The organism is Pseudoalteromonas sp. OFAV1 (genome assembly GCF_021532595.1).
Classification (GTDB): Bacteria; Pseudomonadota; Gammaproteobacteria; order Enterobacterales; family Alteromonadaceae; genus Pseudoalteromonas; species Pseudoalteromonas lipolytica_C.
On record NZ_JAKGBG010000007.1, the window covers coordinates 76978 to 101167 of the forward strand.

The window sequence follows — 24190 nt, forward strand, 5'->3', positions numbered from 1 at the left end:
TTTGAAATGATTATTAAAGCCCCGTTTTACGGGGCTTTTTTATTGTCTGAAAGCTTATCAACGCGTAAACTGTAGAGGTACTTTTAACAAACGAGGTGATATTGCTTAAACAAGACGAAAACCTATCTTTTATTATTGAGCCTGAACTCACTCCCCGTGCAGAGCAGCGGTTAGATCTGTATTTCTCAATCCCTAATGAGATGAGTGTTAATCCACAAACACTTAGTGAAGAGTCATTTTTTAATAACCATTTCAAATCACATTTAGCTTATAACGCCAACAATATTCATTTACCCTTGGTGAGAAGTCGCTTTGTTAGTAAAAACAAAGGTGAGCAGCAAGATTATCGACAAAATTTAAACTTATATTGCTACCAAGTTCGTTTAGCGCTGAATGCTGATATTAAAGACACCTTAAAATACCAAGAAGCTGAAGAGTTTTATCCTGCAGCCATTGAATTATGTGAGCAAACCAAAGGGCTGCTTAAAAAGCTGAGACGCTACACACCAGATGATGAAAAACTACTGCCATTTTATAAAAATGCCGATAACTATTTAAGTTGGCATGTTGAACAGTCATTTTTAAAGTTGCTAGACGAAGGACCACGCAGTAGCGATTTTGCAAAAGAGCGCAGCGAGCTTTTAGAGTTTTGTAAAACTGAAAATAGTTACCGTGACGAGCAGGAATATAACTCGCAATCAACCCTTGAAGATGCCAATCGAATCACTAATAAAATGCGCCTGTTACAACGTTTGATTGAACATGGTGTGGTTTTAACTCGTCATACCCGACATTTGAATAGCTACTTAAAGCGCATTGTAAAGGGATCTGTAACGGCTGTTATCATGGCCTTTGTAATGTTAGTTGTGTTAAACGCCCGTTCAACCTTTACTGAGGTAACTGCAACCTTAATTTTGATTTTAGGTGTAATTTATGGGTTGCGAGAGATATTCAAAGAGGATATTACCCGCGTTATATGGCGTGCAATAGTAAGAGGGCGGCCAAAATGGCGTTTTCAATTTAGAAATAGTATCACTAAAGACCGCATTGCTAGTCAGTATATTTGGCTAGAATACGAAGCTTTTAAGCGTATCCCTAAAGAGGTTAGACAAATATTCTCTAAGCGTCGCCATCAGAACAAGCAGGCTTCTCAATGGTTACATTTTGCTAGTGAAACACACGTTAATGCTAAAGAGTTTTTACCGGGTTACGATACCCTACAACAAACGATGCAATTTAGTTTAGCGCCATTCGCACGTTATTTAAAACGCGGTGAAGGTAAACTTTATCATCTTGAAAGCAATAAAATATCTAAGCAAGCAGTTGAGCGTAGGTATCAACTAAATATGGTATTGGTTTTTACACAAAACGATGAAAAAACACTGATGCAGCGCTACAAAATCACCTTAAATCGCAGCAAAATTGTTAATATTGAAAGGATATATTCGACGTCAGTTAAATAAAGAGAAACGAGGGTGGTACATTACCACCCTGGTAGGTTTATTTAGCGTCTAGACCTGTTTTGCTGTACAGCGACACTTTATCTGAAACTAATGTAATTTCGATATTTTTGTCTTTGCTGCCCCAAATACAATTAGTATGAAGTGTTTTTTCTTCGCACTTATCCGCTGAGCCTAAAATCGCTTCAACTTCAGCTTTATCCATACCGATTTTAATTTTTTCATAGTTTTCTAAGTTAACTTTTGAACAGCCAGCTAAAGTAAGCGCTACCGTTGCAGCAGCAATTGCCATATATTTTTTCATAATAGTTTCCATTAATGGTTATAACGTCTTATTTGTACAATCATCCCCATGCGAGGGTGATCGAAATAATGAATTTCATTACTTATTACACGCTTAAATTGTGAAAAACGTGCTTTTTCATAGTCGCCACTCTCTAAACGCTGACTAATATCAAAATCAGCATGAATAAACAGGTAATGGCGAACGTATATTTTCATCAAACCTTCTAATTCCCACTTCGGTATCGTTTGTAACTGTTCGGGAATATATTGCTGTACCGGGCTAACTAGATTAATAAAGTCATTATCAGTAGTTGCTTGGCTATCGAGCGCTTGTGAAAAGTGATCACCTGAAAACAATCTAATACTGGGGGCTTTACTTTCGCTCATTTCAGGAAAACGCCAACCTGTGTGAAGTATCGGCGTGAGACCTTTACGATCTAGTTGCTTTTTTTGTTCGATAAACTGTAGCTGCTCGGGCGCGAGTAGATAAATTTCATCCGTGTCGTCGCGAGCTTCGACTACGGGTGTTACGGGTAATTCGTCATAACTAGATAAATAATCAACACTTTCATCGCACACGTTAGAGTGGGGATTCGAGGTAATAATAGCATCTGCAAATGTCGTAGACTGAAATCGACTGTCGCCATTTAAGCACTCTTGTCTAGCTTGCGCTGTATAAGCTGGAGAAAGCAGATCTTTTTCGCGCTTAGCAGTAATCTCATCATGCTTTAAAGAAAAATCTTCTTGTAAATAAGGTGCTGGGCGTTGTTTATAGATAAGTACTTCAATTTCAAACCATCTCGTTGCAAACGATGAGCTTGTAAATAAGCAACACAGCAACAAAAAACTATTTCTTAACAACATTAATGGCTAACCTTTTTCTCGAAATCTGCAATCATTGCAGTGACCATTTTCAAGCGTTCGCGAGGGTTTGCCTCACTAATCGCAAAGCGCAATTTATTCGCGCCATCCATTTTATACACCTGTGGTGCACTTTGTATCAAACCTATAATGAAGCTAGGGTTAACCTTTGTATGCTGGCTAAACTCAAAATAACCGCCTTTCGGATTTGCTTCAATTTTCTTAATGCCAATATTGCTTGCTTGCAGTTTTAATTGCTGCAAACTAAATAAGTTTTTAGTGGCATCAGGTAGCAGACCAAAGCGGTCTATTAGCTCTACCTGTAATTCGTCCATATCGTTGAGGTTAGCACAGCTTGCAATGCGTTTATAGATTCCTAAACGAGCATTTACATCATGAATATAATCTTCAGGTAATAAGGCTGGTAGTTTTAAATCAACCTCAGTCTGTTGACCTAGTAAATTCTCAAGAGTTGGCTCTTTACCTTCTTTTAATGCGTTAACGGCTTGCTCAAGCATTTCCATATACAAACTAAAACCAATGGTTTGCATTTGCCCTGATTGGTCGTCACCAAGTAATTCACCCGCTCCACGAATCTCTAAATCATGGGTAGCAAGTGCAAAGCCAGCGCCTAGATCTTCAAGCGATTCTATCGCTTCTAAACGTTTTACAGCGTCTTTGGTTAACGACTTAGGATTACCTGTTAGAAGGTATGCATACGCTTGGTGATGGCTTCGGCCAACACGCCCTCGTAACTGATGTAGTTGGGCCAGCCCTAGCTTATCTGCTCTATCCATAATAATGGTGTTGGCAGTGGGTACATCGATACCGGTTTCGATAATGGTGGTACACACAATGACATTATATTTTTGGTGATAAAAATCACTCATAATTTGCTCAAGCTCGCGCTCTCGCATTTGACCATGTGCCGTTGTAACACTGGCTTCGGGTACCCATTCACTGATTTCTTCAGCAACACGGTCGATAGTTTCAACATTATTATGTAAGAAATACACCTGACCACCGCGTTTAATTTCACGCAGGATTGCTTCGCGAATTAGTTCTGCATCCCTTTGTCTAACAAAGGTTTTAACTGCTAAACGTTTTGCAGGTGGTGTGGCAATAATTGACAGGTCACGCATACCACTCATTGCCATGTTTAAGGTACGTGGGATAGGGGTTGCTGTAAGTGTTAAAATATCAACATCGGCACGTAATGCTTTGATTTTTTCTTTTTGACGCACACCAAAGCGGTGCTCTTCATCAACAATTAATAAGCCCAAATCTTTAAATTTGATATCTTGCTGAATAAGCTTGTGTGTACCAATAACGATATCTAATTTACCCTCAGCCATTTTATCTAGGGTATCTTTTTGCTCTTTTGTAGAATTAAAGCGTGATAAAACACCAACTTCAATTGGTAAATCGGCAAAACGGTCTTTAAAGTTTTCATAATGTTGCTGAGCAAGCAGTGTCGTTGGTACCAGCACCGCAACTTGCTTGTTATCGTTAACGGCCACAAAGGCTGCGCGCATTGCCACTTCAGTTTTACCAAAGCCAACGTCACCACACACCAAACGGTCCATCGCTTGTTTACTTTGCATATCACCAAGAACAGACTCAATGGCGTTGCGTTGATCGTCAGTTTCTTCAAATGGGAAGCTATCGCTAAACTGACGATATGCACTGCCATCAAGCTTAAATTGGTTACCCGGTTTTGCTTGGCGCTTTGCGTAAATATCTAATAGCTCAGCAGCCACATCACGAACTTTTTCGGCAGCACGTTTTTTAGCTTTTTCCCACGCATCGGAGCCTAATTTATGGAGCGGGGCAGAGGCTTCTTCGCCACCAGAATAGCGGCTCAGCATATGTAACGCTGAAACAGGTACGTAAAGCTTCGCTTCGTTGGCGTAAATGATGGTAACAAACTCGGTGATAACACCGGCAGCATCGATGGTTTCAAGCCCCTGATAGCGGCCTACACCGTGGTCAAGGTGTACGATTGGCTGGCCTTCACGTAGCTCAGCAAGGTTACGAATAAGCGCATCTTGGCTGGCTTCGTATTTGTGTTTACGGCGTCGACGCTGCGATACCTTAATACCTAATAATTCTTGCTCTGTGATAATGGTTAAACGCGGTTTACCGTCTAACACCACACTTTGTTCAAGTGGCGAAACGATGAGGCCAACATCGCTTGTACTATTGGTAAAATCGCTAAAAGTTTCAAACTCTTTGAGCTTTAAACCACTTGGTTTTAATAATGTCAGTAATGATTCGCGGCGGCCATCCGATTCAACCGAGAGCAGCACGCGGCCTTTTTGTTTTTTCTCGCTAGCAACATAGTTTATTAAACCTTGATACGGTTCATGTAACTTATGATCTATACGTACATTTGGCAGCTCTTTACTGGCAAGGTTTGTATGGCCTGCTTTGGTGCCTAATTTGGCTTGCGATAAACGAATACGTGCGTATTTACCAAATTCACCAAACAGCTCATTAACACTTTGATAGAGCTTAATTGGCTCAAGTAGTGGTCTAAGTGGATCAACACGGCGATTTTCGTAGCGAACATTTACATCGTGCCAAAATTGGTCAGCAGCATGTTCAATATCGCCAAAATGCATAAACGTCGTATTGCTTGGTAAGTAATCGAAGATAGTCGCCAGTCCATCAAAAAACAGTGGCATGTAATATTCGATACCGGCAGGCCAAGTTCCTTTGGTAACCTGCATATAAATTGAGTCTTGCTCAGAACTTGCGCCAAATTGTTCACGATAATTGATACGAAAACGCTCGATGTCTGAGTCGTTAGTTGGAAACTCGTGAGCTGGCAGTAACTCAATTTTGTCGACTTTTTCATCAGAGCGTTGGCTTTCAACATCAAATAAACGAATGCTGTCGAGCTCATCATCAAAAAAGTCTAAACGGAATGGGTGAGGGCTACCCATAGGGTATAAGTCAACGATAGAACCACGGATAGCGTATTCACCATGCTCCATCACTTGTTGTACATGTAAATAGCCCGCTTGTTCTAAGTTTTCACGCAGTGTATGGGTATCTAAGGTATCGCCCACTTTAAAGTTAAGGGTTGAACCGTAAATAAACGAAGCAGGGGCTGTACGTAGCATCAAGGTTGATACTGGCACGATTAATACGCTTTGTTGTTCTTTTTTTAATGTATTTAAGGTGGCTAGGCGTGCAGAAATAATATCTTGATGCGGCGAAAAATGATCATAAGGTAGAGTTTCCCAGTCAGGGAAGACCATGACTGGGTTTTCAGGCAATAGAAATTCGAGCTCAGTTTCAAGGCGTAGGGCGCTTGGCGTATCTGGGGTGACAATCACAACCAGCTCGTTGTGTTGTTTTACACCTTCTGCGATGGCGATGCTCAGTCCGCTACCGGTAAGTTGTCCCCATTGAATTTTATCTTTTTCAGATTTTACCCAAGGCAATGCTGCCCATTGCGCAAACGCCATTTACTACTCCTTTAAACTGTTTTTACTGCTTAGTCTCGATAAATCTTGGTTAAGTCCTGATAGTGATCGATACGACGATCACGAAGGTAAGGCCAAATTCGACGAATGTTTTCACTACGCGCTTGGTCTAATTCAACAACCAATAATTGCTCATCACTGTTGTTAGCTTCGGCTAAGATTTCACCTTGAGGGCCCGCGATAAACGAGTTGCCCCAGAACTGAATACCTTCGCTTTGACCGCTTGGATCACTTTCGTGACCAACACGGTTACAGCTGATCACCGGTACACCGTTGGCAACTGCATGAGCGCGTTGTGAAATAACCCACGCGTCTTTTTGACGTGTTTGTTCGTCTTTTTCATCACGCGGATCCCAGCCAATGGCTGTTGGGTAAATTAAAATTTCAGCACCGGCCATTGCCATTAAGCGTGCAGCCTCAGGGAACCATTGATCCCAACACACCAACACGCCTAATTTGCCAACAGAGGTTTGAATAGGCTGAAAACCTAAATCACCCGGTGTGAAGTAAAATTTCTCGTAAAAACCTGGGTCATCAGGAATATGCATTTTACGGTATTTGCCGGCAATACTGCCGTCAGTTTCTAGAACCACAGCGGTGTTGTGATAAAGACCTGTGGCACGCTTTTCGAATAATGATGACACGATCACCACATTTAATTCTTTAGCGAGTGCGCCTAAGGTGTCTGTGCTTGGGCCCGGAATTGTTTCTGCTAAATCAAAAACGTCTACATCTTCGGTTTGGCAAAAATACAAACTACGGTGCAGCTCTTGAAGAACAATAAGCTTAGCGCCTTGGCTTGCTGCATCACGAATACCAGCAATAGATTTTGCCATATTGTCTTGAGCATTATCGGTGTTTGATTGCTGAACAAGAGCAACCTTTAAATGCGTTGGTTTAGTCATTGTTTGTTCCTGCTAAAAAGCCGCGCGGTAATTGCATTGTAATACAGTGTAAGCTGCCAAATTGGTGAATAATTGGCACACAATTAATACCCACCACAGTGTGATCTGGGTATGCTTTGGCAACCTGACCAAGCGCAAGTTGGTCGTTTTCATCACCATAAATTGGTACTAAAACGGTTTTATTGATAATTAAATAATTAGCGTATGTGGCAGGGAGTCTGTCACCATCTTCATTGAACACTGCTTTTGGCCAAGGTAAGGCAATCAGCGTGTAGTTTTCACCTTCTGCTGTTTTAAATGATTGCAGTTGCTTTTCCATTGCATCAAGGGCAGCAAAATGCTCATCATTTTTATCATCACACTGTACATATACAAGGGTGTTGTTTGGTGCAAAACGTACCAGTGTATCAATATGGCTGTCGGTATCATCACCCGCAAGATAACCGTGATCAACCCAAAGGAAAGACGTAGCGCCAAGTTGCTCAACTAGCGTTTTTTCTATATCTGCTTTTGTAAGTGCTGGGTTACGATTTGGGTTTAACAAGCACTCGCTTGTAGTCAGTAGTACGCCGTGCTCGTTGATTTCGACGCCGCCGCCTTCAAGAACCAGTTCACTTTGCTGATAACCATTTTTAGGGTTTGCAACTTGCTTTACAAGCACTTGGTTAATTTGGTTATCAAGTTCACTTGCAAACTTATTGCCCCAACCATTAAAAATAAAATCCATTACTTTTAATTCTGTTGCGTCATCAATATTCGCACAGGTTAATGGGCCATGGTCGCGTGCCCAAGTATCGTTACAGGGTGTCACCACAAAGTGAATGCGCTTAGCATCAACATTTGCGGTTTCAAGTAATCCGGCAATATGTGCTTTAAGGGCATTATCATGGGCCACAATCACAACATCTTGTTGCTGGCTTATTGCTTGGCAAAGTGCCACATACACAGGCTCTACAGCCGTTAAATTTGCAGCCCAATCAGTATCTTGGTGTGGCCAAGTAAGCATAACAGCATCTTGCTCAGCCCATTCAGGTAAAAGTCTAAATTTCATGAAGGTAATAAACAAACTAAGGTGGGGCTAGTTTAGCATTTTAGCCATAGATGTCAGCTTTTTGTGCGCGATAAAGCGTGATTTTTAACTGTCTTGCGAATTGTTTTCTTGTTGACGTTTTTTTAGTTGGCGAGTTTGGGCATGTAAGGCCGCTCTTACGACTAAATCTTGGTCAGCATCACGAATCGCCGTAAACAATAAGGTATATTGGTATTTATCATCATCACATTTTTCAATGGCGACTAATTCGGTATAGCAATAAATGGCAGATGCTTCGTGTTGTAAGAATAATTTAGTGCGAAATGTCTGTCCAAGTTCATATACTTCTGATGAGGTTAATTTTACCCCGCCACCGCCATAGCTATCGCAATAGTTAGCGTCATCTTCTGGCTGTTCAGAGGCTAAAATATGGCTCATAATTAAATCAATTTTACGTGATTGTGCTTGTAAAAATAGTGCTAGTTCTTGTGCAACATCACCTAGGTTTCTAAGCGGGCGTAAGGTTGCTTGTTCAAGCTCATTTACTTCGTTAGCAAGTTTAAATAAAGCGGGGATATCAGCTTCGAGTTCAGCATTGGTTTTTGGCACAGCTTCAGGTTCAACGGCGTATAAATTGACGCGATTGCTCTCGTTGATTTGAAAAAATTGTTCAAATTCGGCTAATTTTTGATTATTCATGCTGCACTCCACACATCTTTCCTTAATACTAGCGCTCGAAGCAGTAAATTGCTAGTAATCAAATAATCAAAAAAAAGGGCAAACTCATTGTTTGCCCTTCATTTTTTACAGGTTACCCTCTTGGGTTTTGACATGTTCTTGCTGGTGATGTTTTGCTATCTCATCAGCAAGCTCTTGTCTTGAGCGTTTTTCAGTTAACTTACGCGCCGTTAACCAATAAAAGAACAGTGGCACAAAGAATACCGCAAGGAATGTTGCAGCCATCATACCGCCCATAACACCCGTACCAACACTATGACGAGCTCCCGCACCTGCACCAGAGCTCAGTACTAACGGCACAACACCTAAAATGAAGGCTAGAGAGGTCATAATAATTGGTCTAAAACGTAAACGTGCAGCTTCAAGTGCAGCAGTACTTGCGCTCCAACCTTGTTGATGTTTCATCAAGGCGTATTCAACGATAAGAATCGCGTTTTTGCTGGCAAGACCAAGTAGTGTGACAAGACCAATTTGGAAATACACATCGTTTGTCATACCGACAACCCATACTGCTATAAGCGCACCAAATGTACCAAATGGCAGGGCAAGCATGACAGACAGCGGTAGTGACCAACGCTCATAAAGAGCTGCTAGAATCAAAAATACCATGATCACAGCAAGGCCTAAGGCAATTCCTGTGGTACCTGAACTACGTTTTTCTTGGAATGCAGAGCCTGTCCATTCGTAGGTCATATTAGGTGGTAGTACTGCTTGTGCAATACGTTCTACCTCAGCAATGGCTTGCCCCGAGCTGTAACCCGGTGCTGCATTACCCATTAGTTTAACTGCTGGTAAGTTGTTATAACGGTTAAGGTTTTCAGGGCCACGGCTATACTCAATAGTGGTAAAGGCTGAAAGTGGCACCATAGTACCTTGGTTGTTTTTAACATAGATACGACCAATGTCATCAGGCTTCATTCTAAATTCAGCGTCTGCAGACATCAGTACTTGCCATGCGCGACCAAATTTATTGAAGTCGTTAACGTAATAAGTACCTAAGTTACCCGCAAGGGCAGTGAACGCGTCATCAATTTCGACACCCATAGCACGCGCTTGCTCACGGTCCACATCAACACGTAGCTGTGGTGCATCAGGGCGCCAAAGTGTTTGCAAGCCACTGATGATAGGGCTTTTTTGTGCTTCAGCTGTCATCAACTGCATTGCATGTTGTAGTTTATCTGGGTCACTGTCACCTTTGTTTTGAATGTAGAATTCAAAACCACCAGTGTTACCTAAACCAAAAATAGCAGGAGGGTTAAAGGCAAGTACAAGCGCCTCTTTAATACCCGCTGTTTTCATGAAGAGCTCTTGCACTAGCGCTTTGGTATCAACTTCACGCTCATCCCAGTGCTTTTGAGTCACGAATAAGGTTGCAGCACTGTTTTTGTAACCACCGCCAATAAAGTCAAAACCTGTAAACGCCACTACGTTTTCGTTAGCTGGGTTTGATTGTACGGCTTTGACAACTTGCTGTGTTACTTGCTCTGTGCGTTCAAGTGATGACCCATCTGGTAAGAAGATGGCAGAGATGTAATAACCTTGGTCTTCATCTGGTACAAGTGAACCAGGCGTATTTTGCCAAAGGCCAATTGTAGCAGCAACCATACCCGTCATTAAGATCACACCTAACAGACCACGGCGCACCATAAAACCAACAGCACCTACATAACGGCCAGTGATCTTGGTAAACATGTCGTTAAACCATAAGAAAAAACGGGCGGTTTGTTTGTGTTCTTGTTTTAAAATAAGCACACAAAGAGCTGGCGTCATCGTTAAGGCAACCACACCCGATAAACTTACAGCAATCGAAATAGTAATTGCGAACTGGCGGAATAACTCACCGGTTAAGCCACCTAAAAATGCAATTGGCACAAACACAGAGCAAAGTACTAAAACAATTGCCACAACTGGGCCACTTACTTCGCCCATGGCTTTAACGGCAGCTTCTCGAGCACCTAGGCCTTCTTCGTGCATAATACGTTCAACGTTTTCAAGTACCACGATGGCATCATCAACAACAATACCAATAGAGAGCACCATACCGAATAAGGTGAGTGAGTTAATTGAGTAACCCAGCATATACATGCCAGCAAATGTGCCTAGTAGTGAAACCGGTACTGCAAGAGTCGGAATAAGCGTTGCGCGCCAGTTTTGTAAGAATAAATACACCACTAAGAATACCAGTACCATGGCTTCAAGCAATGTTTTTACTACTTCACGAATTGATACCTCAACAAAGCGGGTTGTGTCGTAAGAGGTTAAATGAGCAAGACCGGTAGGGAACTGGCTTTTCATTTCTTCAATAACACTGTTTACTTCTTCAGCCACATCAAGAGCATTAGCACCCGGCTGTAAGAAGATACCTAGCAGTACCGCTTCTTTACCGTTAATCGTCCCTTTGAAGTTATAATCTTTCGAACCGAGCTCAACGCGGGCAACGTCTTTTAAGCGTAAGCTACTGCCGTCAGTATTTGAACGAATAATGATGTTTTCAAACTGCTCAGGCTCAGATAAACGGCCTTGTGCTGTAACACTATAAACCAGTTCTTGAGGAGATTGAGTTGTTGGCGTAGCACCAATTTTACCTGCGGCATATTGCGAGTTTTGTACGCGGATTGCGCCGGCAATTTCTTCAACCGTAACCCCTAATTGGCTCATAACATCAGGGCGTAGCCAAATACGCATAGCGTAATCTTTAGCACCAAAAATTTGTACACTCGTTGTACCAGGAATTCGTTTAATACGGTCAAGCACGTTCATAGTGACATAGTTAGATGTCCATAAACTCGAGCGTGTACCATCTGGTGAGTAAAAGGCATGCACTTGTAAAAAGCTAGAAGAGCCTTTTTGAACAACGACACCTTGGCGGCGTGTTTCTTCAGGTAAACGTGCTTCAACCTGTTTTACACGGTTATTTACGTTTACAGCGGCTTGGTCAACATCAGTACCAATTTCAAAAGTAACTTCGATTGTGGTTGAACCAGCACTGGTTGACGTTGATGACATATACATCATGCCTTCAACACCGGTAATGGCATTTTCTATCGGTGTAGCAACGGTTTGTTCGAGTACTCCTGCAGATGCGCCAGGGTAGGCCGCGGTGACTTGTACAACCGGTGGTGCTATTTCAGGGTATTGCGCAACTGGTAAGCTACGCATCGCAGCAAGGCCCGCAAGCACAATAACAATAGATATAACAAACGCAAAAATGGGTCTGTCTATAAAGTAACGAGAAAACATAAGACTCCCTGTGCTTATTCTGCGTGGCTTGAGTTAGTGGTTGGTTTGCCAACATTGACTGGCATACCCGGGAAGAAAATACGTGCCATGCCATCAACAATAACTTGGTCGCCTTCTTTTAACCCACTGCGAATCAACCAAAAATTTTGGTATTGCTCGTTTTCTGGTTTTTTGATCCATTCACCTACAGTGACAGGGGCAGGTAACGCAACATCCATACCTTGCTCGTTTTTGCTTACTACATAAACAAACTTACCGGTGCCGTTATCAAGCACGGCTCGTTGTGGCACGATGAAAGCGTTTTTGCGAACTGCACCACTTAACTCAACGCGAACGAATTGCCCCGGGCGAAGTTGGAAATCAGGGTTAGGGATAATTGCCTGAAACTCACTGGTACCTGTGTTCGGGTTAATACGGACATCAGAGAAATTAACTTCACCGGTTTTGCTGTATAAAGAACCGTCTTGTAATTTGATTTGTGTTTGCCAGTGGCCTTGCTCAGGTAAAGTGAGTGAGCCATTTTTAACATCTTGACGCATTTGTAATTGTTCACGCTCAGATAAGCCAAAACGAATGCGAATCGGGTCAAACTGAGTCATTTGCGTTAATAATAAATCTGGGCCAGAAACATAAGTGCCTTCAGAAACAAACTCACGACCCATTACACCTGCGACAGGGGCTTTAACTTGCGCATATTCAAGATTAAGTTGTGCTTCTTTCAGAGCTACTTTAGCGGCAGCTAAATCTGTTTTTGCAATATCATTGGCTGAACTTGCGTTATCGTAGTCACGCTGCGAAACGGATTTCTCGGCACGTAGCTTTGCTAAACGTTTTACATCACGCTCTGCTTGAATTAAAGCTGCTTTTGCGCCATCAAGTGCTGCTTGAGCGCGGTCAACCGCAAGTTGATAAGGTTCAAGATCAATAGTGAATAATGACTGGCCTTGCTCTACACGTTGGCCCTCTTCAAAGTTACGTGATTCAAGAATACCGGTAACGCGAGCACGAACTTCGATTTCTTTTGAACCAGATAACGTTGCAGGCAGCTCGATAGTAAAAGGCACATCTTCAGTTTTCATGGTCATTGTGGCAACCGCAGCTGGGTGCATTTGACCTTGCTGCTCCGGTGCTTTAGAGCAAGCAGATAAAAGTATAGGTGCAGTAACCAATAATAAAGCAGATAAAGATAATTTGGCAGGTGCGAAAGGCAGACGCATGTTTACTCCACAGTCCAATTGTTAAGCAAGTAAGCAAAGAAATGCCATCCAAAACTCAAAGGCAGTCCTATGCAATTTTAAAGTCCGATTAGTTTATACCCAAAATAGCAAAAGGTACACCCTTTAGTTTACTTTTGCTCGGATTATATCGATACAAAAAACTACTTTAATGAGGATTATTAAAACGAGTTAGCAAAGTAAACCAGTAGAAATCATATTTATCTACTTTTGAGGCTTGGTTAGTTATTGTTTATTAGATTTGCTGTGATGGTAAGTTGGTTATACAAATGTACTAAAATCAGCAGCTTTCCTTAAATAAATGTAAGGTATAAATATGATTTTATTTGGGTGTATTAACGTGAGGCACAAAATTTTAACAAATGGCTTGTAATTAAACTGAAATCTCGTACCCTAAAGCAATAAAAATATAATAAATGTGAGTTAAGGATGACAGATAGAACAGGTGTGATCACTGCTTTTACTGAGATATCGAGCAAGCTTAGGCGCTTTGTATCACGTATCGTCAGCCCTGATGATGTAGAAGATATTGTGCAAGAGACGTTTATCAAAAGTTATGAGGCCGATCTTAGACAAAATATCGAGTACACTCATAGTTATATGCTGAAAACGGCAAAACATTTAGCACTAAACCATATTGCTAAATGGGATAATAAATATAAAGAGTCGTTAGATGAGCAACAACAAGTTGAGTATCAAATGCGCTCAATGGCCTTAGAAGATGAAGTGACCTCAAAAGAACGCTTTTTGTTTTTTTGCCGAGTAACTAACGAACTAAGTCCACAAGTAATAAAATGCTTTATTTTAAAGAAAGTCTACGGCCTAAGCCAAAAGGAAATTGCTGCTAAAATGGAACTCAGCGAAAGCACTGTTGAAAAACACATAGCCAAAGGCTTATTACATGTTCACCGAGCAATGAAATCTCACGACGTTCAAACCCACAGTCACCCTACAACCACAGAGTTCGCTGCTAAAGAGGTGAACAAATGAGTAATGTTCACCCGTTTTCATCAAAAGAAATGATTCAAGAGCAGGCGAGTCAGTGGATAAGCGCCATTGACCGTGGTTTATCAAAAGATGAAGTAAGCCAATTACATATGTGGGCCCATCAAAGTGCTGCACACCAAGAAGCACTTTTTGAGCTTGCAACCTTGTGGGATGAAATGAGTGTACTTAACGAGCTAAGTAGCCTGTTTCCTTACAAAGCACCACAAAAACAGCCCGCAGTATTTGGCATGGCAACAGCCGCCAGCTTTTTAATTGTGATGCTGTTTGGTTGCATTATGTTGATTTATTCTAGTTATTGGCAAAGTGAAGAGAACGATTACGCGAAATTTAATAAGATTTACCGGACAAAAGTGGGTGAGCAAGCTACATTCGTCTTGCCAGATAGCACGATTGTACAACTTAATACCAATACAAAACTTGAAGTGGCTTATACGGGAACTCGTCGCCAGTTAATTTTAAACCGTGGCGAAGGGCGTTTTAACGTTGCTAAAGATGCAAGCCGTCCATTTACAGTGATCGCGGGTGATAAATCTTTTACTGCACTTGGTACAGTGTTTAATGTTCAGCGAAATACTGCATCAGACTTAGAATTAGTGGTCACTGAAGGCAAAGTAATGATTGCCGATCCAAATACTCATGTAGATGCAAGTGACTTTGACAGATTAAAAAGTGCTTCAGATAACAGCTCTGACATAAAAAAACTAAAAGCGAATGTTGTTATATCTGGTGAAAAAGCGCTGATTAAACACAGTAAAACTGAGCCAATTAAGCAGCTTTCAGCAGATGATGTGCAACGCGATCTTGCATGGCAACATGGAATGCTGATCTTTAGTGGTGAACCATTAAGCGAGGCACTTCAAGAAGTTAGTCGTTATACAGCAACGAGATTTGAGCTTAGCGATCCTGAACTTGCATCTTTAAAGGTAGCTGGTGTGTTTAAAGCTGGCGATATTAAAGGCCTACTTGATTCACTACAGGCAAATTTGTCAGTTAATCATCAACGTTTGGGTGAGCATCGTGTTAGCTTAACGTTCGCTTCAAAAGGTTAGTTCTGCCTATGAGAATACGCCAATATTATGATGTTAATTGTGCGCCACTTTCTCGTCACAAAAAATTAATTAAAAAAAAATTAAATTTACATAGTGGATTTTTTTCCCTCACCTGTTTGTTTAAGTTGCACAGTAAGCAATTGCAGTTGTTACCAGCCTCATTTGTTGTTTATGGCCTTACCGTCGGCCAAACAGCAATTGCAGCTGAAAAACAAATGCTGCAATTTGACATCAAAGCGCAACGAGCTGATTTGGCTTTAATCGAATTTGCAAAGCAAACCGAACAAACAGTCATATTTTCTTTCGAATTAGCGAAGCAATATCAGGCACAATCGTTATTTGGTTTTTACACTAAACTCGATGCACTGAATGCGATGCTAGAAGGTACTGAGCTTGATGCGGTTGTTGATCAACAAGGCTTGCTGAGGATAAAACTCAAACAAGTAGATAGGAAAGATAACAACATGATCAAAGTATCAGGGGTCAGCGCTGCAGTCGTGCCATTACTGCTAGCCGCCAATACGCAAGCATTAGCAGAAGATCAAGCAGCAGAACAAAACATCGAAAAAATTGCCGTTGTCGGTAGCCGTGTAGCAGGACGCTCGGTTGAAGATTTACCGGTTCCGGTTGACATTTTAAGTGCCGAAGCACTTGAGAATACAGGCCAAACAGAAGTAGGCCGTATGCTTCAAGCAATCGCTCCATCGTTTAACTTTTCAAGCTCGTCTATCAGTGATGGTACAGATGCACTTCGCCCAGCAACATTGCGTGGCTTAGGGCCAGATCAAACCTTAGTGCTTATCAACGGTAAACGCCGCCATCAAGCGAGCCTTATCCACATTAATACGTCAGTAGGTCGTGGTACGGCTGGTACTGACATGAACGCTATCCCTGCTGCTGCAATCAAACGTATCGAAGTATTACGTGATGGTGCTGCTGCACAATATGGTTCAGATGCCATTGCAGGTGTTATCAATATCGTATTAAAAGACGCCGAAGAAGGCGGTAAAGCTGCTATCAACTACGGTGAGTATTCAGAAGGCGATGGTGAAACGGTTACTGTTGATTTCAACAAAGGTTTTGCTTTAGGTGATGAAGGTTATCTTAACACCACAATTAATTACCGTGACCGTGCGCCAACTAACCGTGCAGGCCTTCATGGTTCTTGTCAATTTTACGGCTGTACAGAACTTGATGACGGTACACTATTAGCTGGCGACCCTCGTGAGTTAACAGCACCTCGTGATACGTTTAGGATTGGTGATGCAGATTCACAGCAATTTGCTCTAACTGTTAATACTGGCTATGAGCTTGCTGGTGGTGAGATATATGGCTTTATCACTTATTCAAATCGTGAAAACGAATCAGCAGCGTTTTTCCGTCATAACGCAAATACAAATGGTAACCCAGTATTACAAGATGGTGATGCAACCATTCCTATGGGTTTCTTACCTAAGATTAATACCATCATTGATGACGTGTCTTACAACGTGGGCTTTAAAAAGTCGTTTGATAATGATTCAAGCATTGATTTATCGTACACCTATGGTGAAAACAGCATTGATTACACAACAAGCGACACAATCAATGGCTCATACGCAAACTACCTTCGTTATAACCAAGGTTTAAGCGCTGATGAAATTCGTGCCACTATCCCGCGTTCAGCGTATGCATATGGCCTTGAATTATCGCTTCAAACACTCAACCTTGATTACACTAAAGACTACGACAATTTTTCATTAGCACTGGGTGCTGAGCTACGTACTGATGAGTTCCGCATTCTTGAAGGTAGTGAATACGCATACCGTGATTACGACACAGTTGATGGCGTTAGCATTTACTCTGGCTTAAATGGCGGTGTTGGTAGTGTTGATGCAGCAAGTGGTACGCAAGGTTTTGGTGGCTCAGATCCGGCATCATCAGTTGATGAGTCGCGCGATGTGATCTCATTCTACATGGATGCAGAAACCTATGTAATCGATGATGTCATCATCTCAGGTGCGGTACGTTACGATAACTACAAAGGCTTTGGCGATACAGTTAACTTTAAGCTAGCGGGTAACTGGTCAATTACTGAAGATGTGTCTTTACGTGGTGCACTAAGCACAGGTTTTAGAGCACCTTCTATGCAACAACTTTACTTTAATAACGTAAGTACACAGTTTGTTGTGGGTGATGATGGCAGCTTAGTCGCTGAGCAAGTAGGTACGTTCAGAAACGACAGTACCTTAGCGCAATCAATTGGTATTCCTAAGCTAAAAGAAGAGAAATCACAAAACCGCAGTTTAGGTATTGTGTATAACGTTACCGACAATATCAATTTAACCATTGACTACTACTCGATTGATATCGACGACCGTATCGTTATTTCTAACCGTTTAGGTAAAGGTTTATCAGATACGCTAGATGCTGCACTTGAAAGTTCAGGCGCAGGTGCGGGGCAGTTCTTCTTAAATGGTGCAGACACCGAAACCGAAGGTGTTGATTTAGTTGCAACATGGAACACAGAAGGCCTTGGCGGTACGCTTGATTTCACCTTTGCTGCTAACTTCACTAAAACAGATGTGGTTGATTTATTTACGCCATCAGGCAGTGGCCTTGAGACTATTCCGGTAGAAGATGTGTTTTCTGCGCAAGAAACCTCAATTATTGAAGAATGGCAACCAGAAGACCGCATTAACTTAAGTGCGCTTTACCGTTTAGAAGATTGGACTGTAAACCTATCACTAAACCGTTACGGCGAATACACAGTTGAAGACGGTGGTCGTCAAACATACGGTGCTGAAATCTTAACTGATGTAAAAGTTAACTACTTCTTTAACGAAAATCTGTCATTTAACATTGGTGCAAATAACTTATTTGATGTTTACCCAGATAAGAACACCATTGGTAATTCACGCTCGGGTACGATTGTTGATGCAAGCGGCAACACAATTGTTTCAAGCCCAGGTGTATTCACTTACTCACGTCGTTCAGCACCATTTGGTTTTAACGGTGCGTACTATTACGTAGGTGCAGAGTACAAGTTCTAAACTCCCTTTAGATTCTTTTATTATTTAACTTTGCAAAGGGCCATTTGGCCCTTTTTTAGTTATAAAGACGTACTTATAGAAATTGGCACATCTTGATATTGTTTTATTTTATCAAGCAAGGTGACCAAGGTTTTGTGGCTGCTTTGCTCACTTGCTGTTACTTGCACGTTGGTCATTTCAAACTGTGCGGCAAATAACGCAAGGTTAGCGATTATTTGCTCTGGTGTGATAAGCCGGTTTGCAAAATAAATACTGTCGTTTTCAGTAATAGTAAATTGCGCTTGTTTTTTAGGGTTTTCAAGACTTGGTTTTGCTAAAGGGCGATTCACTTCAATAGCGCGCTCTTTAACAAATGAGGTTGTGACGATAAAAAATATCAGCAAGATAAACACAATATCGAGCATAGGAGTCATATCTACATCAGCGTTTGCAGTGGTTTTTTTATGTTGTTTCACCATAATTAGGTCCTTGTTGTTTTTGACCAAGCCACAAAAGTCACGATTAAGTGGACTAGTCATAGTCGTGATTAATACCACGGATTATTTTTAAAATGCTGGGCGCCACAGCAGTTTTTAGGATCCTAAATTTAAAGTTAGCAGCTTTTAAAAATACTGTAGTTAAATAAATATTCTAAGTTTATTAAATGTTTGTAGCGTTTTTGTTGGTAAAAATATTTATTAGCTTTGATGAAATGATTTTGAGGTTAGTCTGGTCATTTTTGTTGGAACTAAGTTTAAAGGATGGATAAATGCTAAAAATTAAGTCTTTAGTTTGTGCTATGTGCCTTGTTTTACCAACAGCAAGTTTTGCTGAGCAACCAGTAAACGGGCAAGATTTTATTAATTTATTTGAAAAGCTGTCAGGAAAGCAGCCCGGAATCAGAAAAGGTCACGCCAAAGGGGTGTGCGCTGTTGGCACATTTACACCTAATCAAGCAGCAAAACAGTATTCAATCAGCCCTTTATTTAACGCACCGTCAAAAGCAAATATTCGTTTTTCTATGGGCGGTGGTAACCCTCATGCTGATGAAACATCACGCTCGCCGCGTGGAATGGGGGTGCAGTTTGTGCTAGAAAATGGTGATGTACATAATATTGCAGGGCTTACTACGCCAGTATTTGCAGGCAACAGCCCAGAAGCATTTTTTGGTTTGCTAAGTACCTTAGTACCTGACGAAAAAACAGGTCAAATCGATTTTGCGAAAGTAAAAGCATACAGAGAACAAAACCCGAGTATCTTAGGGCAATTTAATTGGCTACAAAGCCATAACCCGCCAGCATCGTATGTGTCTTCGCGTTATTTTGGTGTGCATACCTTTTACATGGTTGATGAAAAGGGCGCTAAGCATGCCTTTAGGTGGACCATGGTGCCAGAAGAGCCAGAGCAGGTGCTAACTGAAGAGCAAATGAAAACCTTCCCTAAGTCATTTCTGGCTAAGCGACTTGAAGAGGATTTAGAGAAAGGGAAGGTTCATTATCTTTTTCAAGCTGAATTCGCCGAGCCCGGTGATGCATTAACTGACCCTTCAGTACAATGGCCTGCTGATCGCAAAACAATTGAATTAGGGAAGCTCACCATAGAATCGACAAGTGAGTCAGGTTGCGATCTCACTAATTATGACCCAAACCTACTATCTAAAGGCTTTATGCCAAGCGATGACAAAGTACTCAAATTACGCTCAACAGCTTATGCAATTTCATTTGCTAAGCGTTTAACGGGTCAATAAATCTTAAGTGTATCCGTCAGGTTTGATTAAAAGTAATTAATAAACCTGACAGGTGTGTATGTGTTAGAAGAGACAGTAGGGGGAATTTAGTTTGTCGGCAGTATTAGATGAGTTTCTGGTAATAATTTTTATGGGCTTAGGTCCTAATATACGACTAAAATTTATTTGCAAAAAAGTGTAGATAAGCGAAACTAAGTAAACTTTTTAGTCCTGTTTGATTGGTTTGTTAGCCATTTCGTGCGGAAGAGATACAAGTATTGAAAGACCTGTACCCTCGTTTATCCATTCATTACAAGAAGTAATCATTTCTGTATCAGATGGCTTGTCAGTATAAAATTGAGCGCCATGAATGAAAGTATGAAAACTATTTACTTTTAAGCCATCATCACAACGTAAACTATGTTTGAAACCATCCGTTGGCATCATTGCTCCAAAAGATAACATAATCCAATGGTCCGATCCTGATTCAGTCATATCAAGAGAAATGTCTAAATGGGAACATTTTTTAGCGTGTTTTGATAAATCTATAGTGGCAATTCTAGCTTTACCAACATCAATTTCAACTTCTTTAAATTCGAGCGTTTCAAATACCTCTCTATCACCATGTGGCGTATTTACTACAATTTGATTACATGTGGAAAGTATTTCCGAAGCTAAAAAACCAACTTTAATATCACTATAGCCATCTTTAGTCGGGTACAAACGATAGCTAATATTTGAGTCTACACAAATAGTATTGTGTTCTTTATTTAAATAAGCTCTTGCGTGAACATTGTAATTACTTCTTACACATTTATTTGTTACATCCATAGTTTGAATGATATATGTATTTAAGTAATCTTCGATATTTGAATAAATTCTTTTTTCTTCTATCGATGGTTTTATTAACGCGCTTAATGCGTCCCGTTTACTTTCAGAATCAATATTCCCTAAAAAATTCCTGCTTACTACAATATCTTGCAATAGTGACTTGATTTTATTAACAAATTCAGAGGTTCCTGATGCATAAGTAAAGATTGAGGCGACTAAAATGGCTATACCTACAGACTCTAGAAGTCCTGTACATGCTAATGCCCAAAAAGGCATATTAGGAAACTTTAAATCCAAAATAACAGAAAATAAAACCAAAACCAAACCTAGCCAAAAATAACTAGAGAAAAGCTTGGTAAATCCATAGTTATTATTAGTTTTGTATTCCATATTATATAAATCCATAAAAATATAATGATAATATTGCGTTTTAATTTTGATTTAAAGCTTTTTTATGATGGGTTTATTTTTAACAAAATTTTGTTTTTTGTAAATGATGAGTTTTCATTGGTGCTTAATAAGTTAATTGTAAAAAATTATCGAAGCAAGTTTTATTTATTATATTAGCTAACCAAACTGATTTTAGTAAATATCGATGACTGGTTATCGCTCGAAACAGATCTTAAAATATTTGAAATAAACCTTTGCGTGGCAGTTACGAATCATACTTGATTGCCTATAATTGGCAGTTAGACGAACTTCGGTAGAGAACGAACAGTGACTAAATAAATGCGAATTACTAAGCGGCTAATGCAACTGTATAAAGTCTATTAGTTAACTTCCTTCACTGTTCAGGCTAAAGGTCTTTTAAGCGTGAAAATATAATTATTAATGTAGCCAAATTTATGTGTATGGATACATTACAAGCGCTGAGCATTACAGGGAGCTGTAGCATAAACAACACCCACTTAACCAACTGAGCATGTAGCAACTCAGCTCAACAAACTATTATGCAACGCAAACAACGTGTCGTATAAATACCATAATGTTAGGTATACAAGGAGAGTTTCGTGAAAAAATCTATTTTAGTGTTCATTTGTTTTCTTTTTTCATTTACCAGTAATGCAAATGACCAATTCACTTCAGAGCAATTAATTGAGAAAGCTAAAGCATTTGTAGCGGCAAAAATGCGCGTCAGCAGCCCGACACAACAATTAAAGAAGTAGACTACTTTATCTCGTTACTAGCTGATGATTTCATTGATGAACACGTCAAATATAAATTTGTTTATTCAGATAAATAAAACTTCGCGAGGATATGATAAGTAAGCTAAATGATGAAGTTATTTATAGTTCAATAGAAATAAATGAGATTATGGTTGGTGCTAACGTAGTTTTGGTAAAAATGACTGAATCAGGTAAAGTTAAACCAGCTCATTTAGACAAAACTATCAAGTACAATAAAACCAATATTGTTTCACTTGAGTTTAATCAATTAGGCTTAATCAAACACATTCGTCGACATCATGGGTAATTGAGACATAATAAGATAAAAAATGATAAATCTGTCTTAAAGGTGATTAGATTTTTGTCCCTCAGTGATTTTAGCTAACATTATTACATTTTCTATGATGTCGTTATGTCTTAAGTGATTAATATAGAAATCTCAAAAATTAGTTTCTTACATAGCTTTCAATGAGTATTACAGCAGTGTATAGGCTAATGGAGCAAGGTTTAGTAATAGTAATAATAAATTACTTAAAGGAAGCAAAGTGAGCACTAAGCATATTTTATTGATTATCATTATTTTCTTTAGCTCAGGCTGTACTACATCGGGTCAGCTTTATTATGTTGATACTGAAGGTCATAAAAAGCTTGCTTACGACGTAGAATTTATTGGTATGCCTAGTGTCGATAAATTTGCTGTTGAATATGCTTTAAGCCTTTGTGCCAAAAATATTGTTAAAAAAGGCGGTGTAATAAAGGAAGAGCATCATTTATCGATTGATACAGCTATTCCCTTAGCTCCGTGTGAAAAGGCTTGGACACACGAACTAGCTAAGCGACAATATCAGACTAAAAATTTAAATAAAAAAGAATATGGATATATTGTTGCGAATATAGATTTAGGTTTGGCTACAGTAAATAAGTGCACATAAATTTTTTAAAAGAAATATAATGCGTGATGTTTTATCTTTTTTTAGTTGAGTTATTTAGAGTGTGCTTAAATATTGTAATGTATTGCTCACGATTTAATGTGGGATTATTTTTACAAGGAGTGTACGATGAATACTTGGGTATTTGCAGCAGGAATCGTATGTATATTTACTTCGATTGTGCATATCTTCGCAGGTCAAGTTGATCCAGTTAAACCTTTTCTAAAGTCTAATCTTCCTGACATTCCTAAAGCAACTCTATTAGGGTGTTGGCACATTGTATCAACTATCCTCGTTATCTCAGGTTTTGTTTTATCATATATTGGTTGGTTCAATTTAGGGTTATATCAAAACATTGTCATTGGAATATCGATAAGCTTTGTTATTTTTTCTTGTGTCTTTATAACTGTGGGTTGGTATTTTTTTAAGTATCATACATTCGTAAAGTTGCCGCAATGGACTTTATTGTTACCCATTGGGCTTTTAGGTCTGGTTGGAGTATTGTAAGCATCATAAATGCTTTAGCTGCAAAGGATATAAAACAGCGGGCTTGCCCTCCTACGTATTTAATTTTTTAGCCTGCTATTCTTTCTGTCGGTTATGGCATTGGTAAAAGAGGTTTAAATGGAGGTTCCATAAGGTATGAATATTTATCTAATTATTGCGGGTGCATTAAATGCTTTAGCTGCCATTCTTCATTTAGGTTGTATTTATTTTGGTGCACCATGGTATCGCTTTTTTGGTGCGGGTGAGAGAATGGCGTTACTTTCTGAGCAGGGGAGCTTAGAACCAACTTTGATTACTACTGGAATTTTCTTTGTACTCTCCATCTGGTCAATGTATGCGTTTTCAGCTGCTGGAGTAATATTTAAACTCCCTTTAATTCGGACTGTTCTTATATTAATAACGTTAATTTATTTTGTTCGTGGGATAGCAGGCTTTTTCTTTATAAACTCACCTATGGGACGCTCACCTGAGTTTTGGGTTTGGAGTTCGATAATTTGCCTATCTTTAGGCATAGTTCATTTAATAGGGTTAAATAAGCAATGGTCTTCTATGTGAACGACGTTAACCTAAAAAACTATTCGCAATTCGTGACATTTTTACCATGCGCTGATTTTAATAACTAATTTGGTGTTCGGCAAACCGGTATTGCTATTCCAACACTTTAATAGGGCGTTACTTGTTATTGGAGGCTTGAGCGCCAAAAGTTTGAAGTAAC

At 40.0% G+C, this 24190-nt stretch carries 20 protein-coding genes; 10 read left to right on the forward strand and 10 right to left on the reverse strand.

Translation table 11 applies throughout. The features are described from left to right. Positions 1 to 101 precede the first annotated feature (101 nt). Positions 102 to 1463, forward strand: coding sequence for a hypothetical protein (locus L1267_RS05970; protein ID WP_235382356.1), 1362 nt, complete (start codon positions 102 to 104; stop codon positions 1461 to 1463). A 37-nt stretch (positions 1464 to 1500) separates the two neighbouring features. Here the strand turns inward: L1267_RS05970 and L1267_RS05975 are convergent, their stop codons facing one another. From L1267_RS05975 to L1267_RS06010, 8 genes are all read right to left on the reverse strand, one after another. Continuing rightward, positions 1501 to 1764, reverse strand: a complete 264-nt coding sequence (locus tag L1267_RS05975) for an outer membrane protein assembly factor BamE (protein WP_135924299.1) — start codon at positions 1762 to 1764, stop codon at positions 1501 to 1503. 11 nt (positions 1765 to 1775) lie between these two features. Then, positions 1776 to 2609, reverse strand: coding sequence for a CsiV family protein (locus tag L1267_RS05980; protein ID WP_235382357.1), 834 nt, complete (start codon positions 2607 to 2609; stop codon positions 1776 to 1778). Continuing rightward, positions 2609 to 6082, reverse strand: a complete 3474-nt coding sequence (gene mfd, locus L1267_RS05985) for a transcription-repair coupling factor (RefSeq protein WP_235382358.1) — start codon at positions 6080 to 6082, stop codon at positions 2609 to 2611. Before mfd ends, L1267_RS05980 begins: the two co-directional genes overlap by 1 nt. Positions 6083 to 6111: 29 nt before the next feature. Further along, on the reverse strand, positions 6112 to 7005 hold the full coding sequence (locus tag L1267_RS05990) for a carbon-nitrogen hydrolase (protein WP_235382359.1): 894 nt from the start codon (positions 7003 to 7005) through the stop codon (positions 6112 to 6114). Beyond that, a complete protein-coding gene (locus tag L1267_RS05995) occupies positions 6998 to 8056 on the reverse strand; it encodes an agmatine deiminase family protein (protein WP_235382360.1) in 1059 nt (352 codons plus the stop codon). The genes L1267_RS05990 and L1267_RS05995 overlap by 8 nt, the downstream gene beginning before the upstream one ends. 84 nt (positions 8057 to 8140) lie before the next feature. Next, positions 8141 to 8734: a PilZ domain-containing protein gene (locus L1267_RS06000; protein ID WP_135924304.1), complete on the reverse strand. Its 594-nt coding sequence runs from the start codon at positions 8732 to 8734 to the stop codon at positions 8141 to 8143. Positions 8735 to 8839: 105 nt separating this feature from the next. Beyond that, positions 8840 to 12013 (reverse strand): efflux RND transporter permease subunit, encoded by a 3174-nt coding sequence (locus L1267_RS06005; RefSeq protein WP_235382361.1) that lies wholly within the window; start codon positions 12011 to 12013, stop codon positions 8840 to 8842. A 14-nt stretch (positions 12014 to 12027) separates the two neighbouring features. Next, positions 12028 to 13230 carry an efflux RND transporter periplasmic adaptor subunit gene (locus L1267_RS06010; RefSeq protein WP_235382362.1) on the reverse strand — a complete coding sequence of 401 codons (1203 nt, stop codon included), beginning with the start codon at positions 13228 to 13230 and terminating at the stop codon, positions 12028 to 12030. A 447-nt stretch (positions 13231 to 13677) separates the two neighbouring features. On the opposite strand from L1267_RS06010, the gene L1267_RS06015 reads away from it, so the two are divergent. The 3 genes from L1267_RS06015 to L1267_RS06025 all read left to right on the forward strand — a co-directional run bounded on the left by L1267_RS06015 (position 13678) and on the right by L1267_RS06025 (position 18337). Then, positions 13678 to 14238, forward strand: a complete 561-nt coding sequence (locus L1267_RS06015) for an RNA polymerase sigma factor (protein ID WP_235382363.1) — start codon at positions 13678 to 13680, stop codon at positions 14236 to 14238. After that, positions 14235 to 15305 carry a FecR family protein gene (locus L1267_RS06020; RefSeq protein ID WP_235382364.1) on the forward strand — a complete coding sequence of 357 codons (1071 nt, stop codon included), beginning with the start codon at positions 14235 to 14237 and terminating at the stop codon, positions 15303 to 15305. Before L1267_RS06015 ends, L1267_RS06020 begins: the two co-directional genes overlap by 4 nt. A 215-nt stretch (positions 15306 to 15520) precedes the next feature. After that, the gene (locus tag L1267_RS06025; protein ID WP_235382402.1) at positions 15521 to 18337 is read left to right on the forward strand and encodes a TonB-dependent receptor plug domain-containing protein; all 2817 of its coding nucleotides are present in this window, start codon (positions 15521 to 15523) and stop codon (positions 18335 to 18337) included. A gap of 59 nt (positions 18338 to 18396) precedes the next feature. Here the strand turns inward: L1267_RS06025 and L1267_RS06030 are convergent, their stop codons facing one another. Continuing rightward, positions 18397 to 18795 carry an ExbD/TolR family protein gene (locus L1267_RS06030; RefSeq protein ID WP_055021032.1) on the reverse strand — a complete coding sequence of 133 codons (399 nt, stop codon included), beginning with the start codon at positions 18793 to 18795 and terminating at the stop codon, positions 18397 to 18399. Positions 18796 to 19085: 290 nt separating this feature from the next. Here L1267_RS06030 and L1267_RS06035 point away from each other — a divergent pair, with 290 nt between their 5' ends. Next, entirely contained in the window at positions 19086 to 20063 is a 978-nt protein-coding gene (locus L1267_RS06035) for a catalase family peroxidase (RefSeq protein ID WP_235382365.1), read from the forward strand. A 204-nt stretch (positions 20064 to 20267) separates the two neighbouring features. Here L1267_RS06035 and L1267_RS06040 read toward each other — a convergent pair whose 3' ends face one another. After that, a complete protein-coding gene (locus L1267_RS06040) occupies positions 20268 to 21263 on the reverse strand; it encodes a hypothetical protein (RefSeq protein WP_235382366.1) in 996 nt (331 codons plus the stop codon). A 620-nt stretch (positions 21264 to 21883) separates the two neighbouring features. Here L1267_RS06040 and L1267_RS06045 point away from each other — a divergent pair. The 5 genes from L1267_RS06045 to L1267_RS06065 all read left to right on the forward strand — a co-directional run bounded on the left by L1267_RS06045 (position 21884) and on the right by L1267_RS06065 (position 24030). After that, positions 21884 to 22039, forward strand: a complete 156-nt coding sequence (locus tag L1267_RS06045) for a hypothetical protein (protein WP_235382367.1) — start codon at positions 21884 to 21886, stop codon at positions 22037 to 22039. 91 nt (positions 22040 to 22130) lie between these two features. Beyond that, a complete protein-coding gene (locus tag L1267_RS06050) occupies positions 22131 to 22346 on the forward strand; it encodes a hypothetical protein (RefSeq protein ID WP_235382368.1) in 216 nt (71 codons plus the stop codon). Positions 22347 to 22584: 238 nt separating this feature from the next. Further along, positions 22585 to 22971: a hypothetical protein gene (locus L1267_RS06055; protein ID WP_235382369.1), complete on the forward strand. Its 387-nt coding sequence runs from the start codon at positions 22585 to 22587 to the stop codon at positions 22969 to 22971. Positions 22972 to 23097: 126 nt separating this feature from the next. Further along, positions 23098 to 23475 carry a hypothetical protein gene (locus L1267_RS06060; RefSeq protein WP_235382370.1) on the forward strand — a complete coding sequence of 126 codons (378 nt, stop codon included), beginning with the start codon at positions 23098 to 23100 and terminating at the stop codon, positions 23473 to 23475. A 135-nt stretch (positions 23476 to 23610) separates the two neighbouring features. After that, positions 23611 to 24030 (forward strand): hypothetical protein, encoded by a 420-nt coding sequence (locus tag L1267_RS06065; protein WP_235382371.1) that lies wholly within the window; start codon positions 23611 to 23613, stop codon positions 24028 to 24030. The last annotated feature ends 160 nt before the right edge of the window (positions 24031 to 24190 follow it).

Bases quoted from the DNA above. Each gene is read 5' to 3' on its own strand.
- L1267_RS06020 (WP_235382364.1), top strand. From the start codon at position 14,235: ATGAGTAATGTTCACCCGTTTTCATCAAAAGAAATGATTCAAGAGCAG.
- L1267_RS06050 (WP_235382368.1), top strand. From the start codon at position 22,131: ATGATAAGTAAGCTAAATGATGAAGTTATTTATAGTTCAATAGAAATA.
- L1267_RS06025 (WP_235382402.1), top strand. From the start codon at position 15,521: ATGCTGCAATTTGACATCAAAGCGCAACGAGCTGATTTGGCTTTAATC.
- L1267_RS06015 (WP_235382363.1), top strand. From the start codon at position 13,678: ATGACAGATAGAACAGGTGTGATCACTGCTTTTACTGAGATATCGAGC.
- L1267_RS06000 (WP_135924304.1), bottom strand. From the start codon at position 8,734: ATGAATAATCAAAAATTAGCCGAATTTGAACAATTTTTTCAAATCAAC.
- L1267_RS06005 (WP_235382361.1), bottom strand. From the start codon at position 12,013: ATGTTTTCTCGTTACTTTATAGACAGACCCATTTTTGCGTTTGTTATA.
- L1267_RS05980 (WP_235382357.1), bottom strand. From the start codon at position 2,609: ATGTTGTTAAGAAATAGTTTTTTGTTGCTGTGTTGCTTATTTACAAGC.
- L1267_RS06060 (WP_235382370.1), top strand. From the start codon at position 23,098: ATGAATACTTGGGTATTTGCAGCAGGAATCGTATGTATATTTACTTCG.
- L1267_RS06040 (WP_235382366.1), bottom strand. From the start codon at position 21,263: ATGGAATACAAAACTAATAATAACTATGGATTTACCAAGCTTTTCTCT.
- mfd (WP_235382358.1), bottom strand. From the start codon at position 6,082: ATGGCGTTTGCGCAATGGGCAGCATTGCCTTGGGTAAAATCTGAAAAA.
- L1267_RS05995 (WP_235382360.1), bottom strand. From the start codon at position 8,056: ATGAAATTTAGACTTTTACCTGAATGGGCTGAGCAAGATGCTGTTATG.
- L1267_RS06065 (WP_235382371.1), top strand. From the start codon at position 23,611: ATGAATATTTATCTAATTATTGCGGGTGCATTAAATGCTTTAGCTGCC.
- L1267_RS06030 (WP_055021032.1), bottom strand. From the start codon at position 18,795: ATGGTGAAACAACATAAAAAAACCACTGCAAACGCTGATGTAGATATG.
- L1267_RS05975 (WP_135924299.1), bottom strand. From the start codon at position 1,764: ATGAAAAAATATATGGCAATTGCTGCTGCAACGGTAGCGCTTACTTTA.
- L1267_RS06010 (WP_235382362.1), bottom strand. From the start codon at position 13,230: ATGCGTCTGCCTTTCGCACCTGCCAAATTATCTTTATCTGCTTTATTA.
- L1267_RS05990 (WP_235382359.1), bottom strand. From the start codon at position 7,005: ATGACTAAACCAACGCATTTAAAGGTTGCTCTTGTTCAGCAATCAAAC.
- L1267_RS06035 (WP_235382365.1), top strand. From the start codon at position 19,086: ATGCTAAAAATTAAGTCTTTAGTTTGTGCTATGTGCCTTGTTTTACCA.